This window comes from Micrococcus sp. HMSC31B01, assembly GCF_001816085.1.
In the GTDB taxonomy this organism is placed as follows: Bacteria; Actinomycetota; Actinomycetes; order Actinomycetales; family Micrococcaceae; genus Micrococcus; species Micrococcus luteus.
The window spans coordinates 1-4,993 of sequence record NZ_KV825152.1 but is presented as its reverse complement, the minus strand read 5'-3'; the positions used below and the strand labels follow the sequence as shown (position 1 = coordinate 4,993).

Below are 4,993 nucleotides of genomic sequence, written 5' to 3'. Positions count from 1 at the left end.
TAGTAGTCGCCCATCGTCAGCACGCCCCCACAAGGACGGACGGGAGCGAAAGCATGAAGAAGCCCGCCACTGTGAGCGCCGTGCAAGTGGCGGCGCGGGCGACGGGCTGGAGAAGCTGGGGGAGGGTGCGGGTACGCTGGTTCACGTCATCACGTCCTTGTCGTGGTGGCCATGCCCCCGGACGGTTGCCGCCGTCGCGGGGGTTTCATATGTGGGGAGCGTAGGCATAGCGACCTGTACAAGTGGGCGTACAAGCTGGTGCCGGTGGTCGACTCGGACCTGCTCGCGGACTGCTTCGACCTCGCGTGGGACATCCGCAGGCTGGACATGGAGGCCTCGCCGTACGACCTGACCGGGGTGGACGACCTCTCCGACGGGCGCGGCGGCTACGCGGCCGTGCGGATCGAGGAGCCGGCCGGGCGTGCCGAGTACGCGCGGCGACAGCGCGAGTTCGCCGCGCGGGGCCAGGCGCTGCGGGTGCGGCTGCTGGCGGTGCTGGACGCAGCCGCGGGGGCGGCCCCCGGGACCGGGCCGGCCGCCGAGTGGACTTCCAGCGCACGTCCATGATTAGGATGGCCGCTCTACAGGCTGTGAGGCGCATCACTCGCGTCATCCGGTGACCGCCCCGGCCCTCTCCGCACCGAACGACTCGAGGACCTGACGTGACCAGAACCGTTCCAGCTCGCCGCCGCACCACGCTCGCCGCCGCCGTCGCGGCCGTCTCGCTCGCCGTCACGGCCGCCGCCCCCGCGCTCTCCGCGCCCGGCAACGGCAACGGCAACGGCAACGGGTCCGCATCGCAGGGTCAGGCCCGCTCCAACGACCTCTCCGCCACGCGGGGCAACAAGGTCAACGACGCCGCCGCGCTCGCGCCGCACCTCGTGGGCCAGACGCTGGACTGGGAGGCCTGCGACTTCGGCAGCGAGAGCCTCAACGCCCGGTTCAGCGCGATCCCCGGCACCGCGTGCGCCGACGTCACGGTGCCCCGCGACTGGAAGAACCCCGAGGACGGCCACACCATCACCCTGCGCGTGGCCAAGACCGAAACCTCGAAGGGCAACCCGGAGCGCCAGGGCATCGCGCTGGTCAACCCCGGCGGCCCGGGCGGCTCCGGCCTGCCCTGGGGGCCCGCCATGGCCGAGCGCGCCCCGGAGCTCGCCGAGCAGTACGACTTCATCGGCTTCGACCCCCGCGGCGTGGGCCAGTCCACCGCCCTGGAGTGCACCTACACGCCGAACCCCGAGCACGACGTGTGGCAGGACACGAAGGCCCAGGTCGACGCGTGCCTCGAGAACGAGCTCACCCCGTACATCACCACCGAGCAGACCGTGTACGACATGGACTTCATCCGCGCCGTCCTGGGCGAGGAGAAGACCTCCTACATCGGCTACTCGTACGGCACCTGGCTGGGCAGCTGGTACCAGCGCGTCTTCCCCCAGCACACGCACCGGTTCCTGCTGGACTCCGCCGTGGACATCTCCCGCGACGGGCTCCAGACCACCTGGGACCTGCAGCCGCGCTCCCGCGACCGCCAGTTCCAGGACGCGATGCTCCCCTACGTGGCCCGGCACGACGAGATCTTCGACCTCGGGGACGACCCGATGCAGATCCGGGAGCGCTGGGAGGACGTGGGCGGCACCCGCACCCAGCTCGGCATGATCGTCGCCGGCTCGTTCCTGCTGCCGGCCCTGTACGACACGTCCCAGTACCTCGACGCCGGGTCCGTCATCGCCGCCTACATCCGCATCATGGAGTCCGAGGCCGCGGCCACGGACCCCGCGGGGCAGCGCACCCAGATCGAGCGCATCCTGGCCGAGGCCCGTGCGTCGCTGCCGGCCGAGGAGCGCGACTCCTTCGACCGCTTCGCCGCCCGCGGCCTGGAGACCGTGGGCGAGCGCGAGCAGCTCGTCGCCGCCACCCAGGCCGGTGACGCCGTCACCTTCGAGGGCGCGTTCTCGGCGATCCGCTGCCAGGACGGCCAGTGGAACACCTCGCAGGGATACTGGACCTCGTGGGTGGACGACCTCGGCCGCAAGGCCCCGTGGATCGGTGTGCTGATGGGCCCGTCGGAGTGCATGTACTGGCCCGCCCAGACCTCCATGCCCGCCCAGCCCGGTGGCAAGGGCGCCCCGAACACCGTGATCGTGCAGTCCGAGCTGGACGCGGCGACCCCGTACGAGGGCGGCCACCGCGCCGCCGGCGTGCTGCGCAACACGTCCCTGATCTCCGTGGACAACGAGGGCACCCACGGCCTGTTCCCGTACCGCACCGAGTGCGTGGACGCGCCCATCCGTGACTACTTCCTGACCGGCGCCCAGCCGGCCGAGAAGTCGCTGTGCGACGCCGTCCCGCTGCCGCTCGAGACCCAGCCGGTCCAGGTGGCCGGGACCCCGACGCACAAGGGCGACATCAAGATCTCGATGCGCACCGACGCCGTGCGCGAGGCCAACCGGATCACCCACGACGCGATTGAGCGTCAGCTGATCGACTCCCGCGCGGTGACCCCGGACGTCGAGGCCTTCCTGGAGGACTGACGGCCCGGGCACCCCGGCACCCGGCTCGCCCCCGACGGCCCGGCGACTCCCCCGCGGAGACGCCGGGCCGTCGTCACGCCCCGGGGCGGCCCTGCAACGCTGGTTGAGTTGTCGCGGGTGCCGCCGCCGCGCACCCCCGATAACTCAACCCGCGATGGGCAGCCGGAGGGGTGGCGTCGACGCCGAGGCCGATAGCCTCGCGCCATGATCCTGCACATCACCCTCCCGGAGGACTGGGCCGCCGCGCGTCGCACCGGCCGCTACACGGCGTCGACGCGCGGCGCCTCGATCGACGACGTCGGCTTCCTCCACGCCTCCGACGACGCCGCCCAGGTGGGAATGGTCGGCGCGGCGATCTACCCAGACCGGCCCGACGCGTTCGTCGTCGGCCTGGACGAGGACGAACTGGCGGGGGCCGGCCTGCGGGTGCGGCGCGAGCCGGGAGACCCCTCCGATCCCCACTCGGCCGAGTTCCCGCACATCTATCCGGACGAGGCCGTCTCCGGGCACATCCCGTGCTCGATGCTCACCCCCGTGACCGACCCACGGGCGGACGCCCGCGTGCACCGCGAAGACTCGGCCGAGGCCGCCGCGCTGCTCGACGCCGGGTGGAGCGTGCGCTCCCGCTCCTGGGGCGCGCGCCTCCACCTCGACGACGACGCCGACCTGGCGCCCTACCGTGGCCACGTCGCGGCGGCCGAAGCTCGGGGAATCGAGGTGCGGAGACTGACCGCCGTCGACCTGCCTGCCCTGCGCGCCCTCGACGAGGAAGCGGCTCCCCGATTCCCGCGCACCGACGGCTCCCGTCACGAGCCGCTGCCGGACGACCTCGAGGCCCGACTGTCCACCCCAGAGGGGCTCGCCGTGGGGGCCTTCGAGGGAGGCGTGCTCATCGGATTCACCCTGACGTTCCGCTCCCCTGACCGGTGGGAGGTCGACCGCACCGCGGTCGCGTCCGAGCACGAGAACCGTGGCGTGGCGAAGGCCGTCAAGGCGGCGACTGTCCTGGCGACCCATGCCCGCGGTGGGCGCGAGTGGGGCACCGGCGGTGCCGAAGTCAACGCGGCGTCCCTGCGGATGAACGCAGCCCTCGGATTCCGTCTCGAACCGGCCTGGCTCGGGCTGACCCCGCCCATCACGTGGGAGGAGTTCGCGCGGGCCCCGGCGTCAAGTTCCCTTGACGACAAGGTCACTTGACTGTCAAGCTTGCTTCACAACGTCCGGTCGGACGGCCCCCCAGGGCCTCCGAGGCGGGCCGGGCCACCGGCCCAGGCATCGACCACAGGAGGGCCCCATGACCGCGAACCACTCCCACCACACCGCCGCCGCAGCGGACAGGCAGGGCGCGGCGGCGGAGCACGCCGGCACCGCCACCACCGATCCGCGCCGGGACACCCGCTCCCGCTGGGGCTGCTCCTCCCGTCTCGGCGGCGGCACCGGACGACTGATGGGCGTGAGCCTGGCCGTCGGCGCCGTGGGTGCCGCCCTGTTCGTCCTCATGGGCTGCGCCGCCGCGATCCGGTACCAGATCCAGAAGCGCCGGGGCTGAGCCGTGGAGAACACCATCCCCGACGAGCGTGCCCGCCTCGGCTGGTCGCAGCAGCGGCTCGCCGACGAGCTCGGCGTCTCCCGGCAGACCGTCATCTCTCTCGAGAAGGGCCGCTACGACCCCTCGCTCCCGCTCGCCTTCCGCCTCGCGGCCGTGTTCGGGCGGCGGATCGAGGACCTGTTCACCCCGGACGGCAACGCGGGTTGAGTTGTCGCGGGTCCAGGCGCCCAGCACCCGTGACAAGTCAACCCGCGTTGGGCCCGGGGCGGCGTGGGGCATGAGAGGCTGGGGCCATGGATCGAGAGCTGCGCACCCCTCCGGAGCTGGAGGGCGTGGACTGGCACGACGACGCCCCGCGTCGCCCCCGCCCGATCGTCACCCTGGTGGCGTGGGTCGCCATCCTGGGCCTGGTCCTCAGCGTGGGCGCCGGGATCTTCTCCGCCTTCTGACGCGGCACCGCCGGCCGCCGTCCGACGCGCCCCCGGCCTCAGCGCACGTCGCCGTCCACGTAGCGCCAGATCCCGTCCTCACGGCGGAACCGGCTGACCTCATGGAGTCGGAACCGGCCCTCGGCCCCCGCGCCGACGGCCACGAACTCCACGGTCCCGGCGTCCTGGAACGGCCCGCCGTCCCGCACGTCCAGCACCGCCAGGCGGGTGAACCGCGGAGCCTGCTCCCCCGCGGCCGGCAGCAGCTCGGCCGCGGTGGGCCGGTGCTCGGGAACCCAGGTCGCGGCGAGATAGTCGGCCATCGCCCGCGCCTCTGCCGGCCCGGCCTCGCCCAGCCGCGCGAACGCCGTGTACCGGGAGCGCATGAGCGCCTCGGCGGTGGGCGCGGTCAGGGCGCCGTCCCGGGCGAAACGCGCGTGCAGGCGACCGCAGCACGCCGCGAGCCCGGCTCCGGACCCGCA

At 73.1% G+C, this 4,993-nt stretch carries 6 protein-coding genes and 1 pseudogene; 6 read left to right on the top strand and 1 reads right to left on the bottom strand.

The window, feature by feature from the left end; genetic code table 11:
- Positions 1 to 93: 93 nt before the first annotated feature.
- The 6 genes and pseudogenes from HMPREF3105_RS07005 to HMPREF3105_RS13240 form a co-directional block, all read left to right on the top strand.
- Positions 94 to 567: pseudogene (locus HMPREF3105_RS07005) on the top strand (hypothetical protein); the annotation flags it as partial.
- 95 nt (positions 568 to 662) lie between these two features.
- Complete coding sequence (locus HMPREF3105_RS07000; RefSeq protein ID WP_070709046.1) at positions 663 to 2,534, top strand: alpha/beta hydrolase; 1,872 nt, start codon at positions 663 to 665, stop codon at positions 2,532 to 2,534.
- 204 nt (positions 2,535 to 2,738) lie between these two features.
- Positions 2,739 to 3,731, top strand: coding sequence for a GNAT family N-acetyltransferase (locus HMPREF3105_RS06995; RefSeq protein WP_070709045.1), 993 nt, complete (start codon positions 2,739 to 2,741; stop codon positions 3,729 to 3,731).
- Positions 3,732 to 3,828: 97 nt separating this feature from the next.
- Positions 3,829 to 4,083, top strand: coding sequence for a hypothetical protein (locus tag HMPREF3105_RS06990; protein WP_246830348.1), 255 nt, complete (start codon positions 3,829 to 3,831; stop codon positions 4,081 to 4,083).
- 3 nt (positions 4,084 to 4,086) lie between these two features.
- Positions 4,087 to 4,290: a helix-turn-helix transcriptional regulator gene (locus tag HMPREF3105_RS06985; protein WP_002856639.1), complete on the top strand. Its 204-nt coding sequence runs from the start codon at positions 4,087 to 4,089 to the stop codon at positions 4,288 to 4,290.
- 86 nt (positions 4,291 to 4,376) lie between these two features.
- The gene (locus HMPREF3105_RS13240) at positions 4,377 to 4,532 is read left to right on the top strand and encodes a hypothetical protein (RefSeq protein WP_166795201.1); all 156 of its coding nucleotides are present in this window, start codon (positions 4,377 to 4,379) and stop codon (positions 4,530 to 4,532) included.
- 38 nt (positions 4,533 to 4,570) lie between these two features.
- On the opposite strand, the gene HMPREF3105_RS06980 is transcribed toward HMPREF3105_RS13240, so the two are convergent.
- Positions 4,571 to 4,993, bottom strand: a 423-nt coding sequence (locus HMPREF3105_RS06980; RefSeq protein ID WP_070709044.1) for a YchJ family protein, incomplete at its 5' end; no start/stop codon positions are given.

Bases quoted from the DNA above. Each gene is read 5' to 3' on its own strand.
- HMPREF3105_RS06990 (WP_246830348.1), top strand. From the start codon at position 3,829: ATGACCGCGAACCACTCCCACCACACCGCCGCCGCAGCGGACAGGCAG.
- HMPREF3105_RS13240 (WP_166795201.1), top strand. From the start codon at position 4,377: ATGGATCGAGAGCTGCGCACCCCTCCGGAGCTGGAGGGCGTGGACTGG.
- HMPREF3105_RS06995 (WP_070709045.1), top strand. From the start codon at position 2,739: ATGATCCTGCACATCACCCTCCCGGAGGACTGGGCCGCCGCGCGTCGC.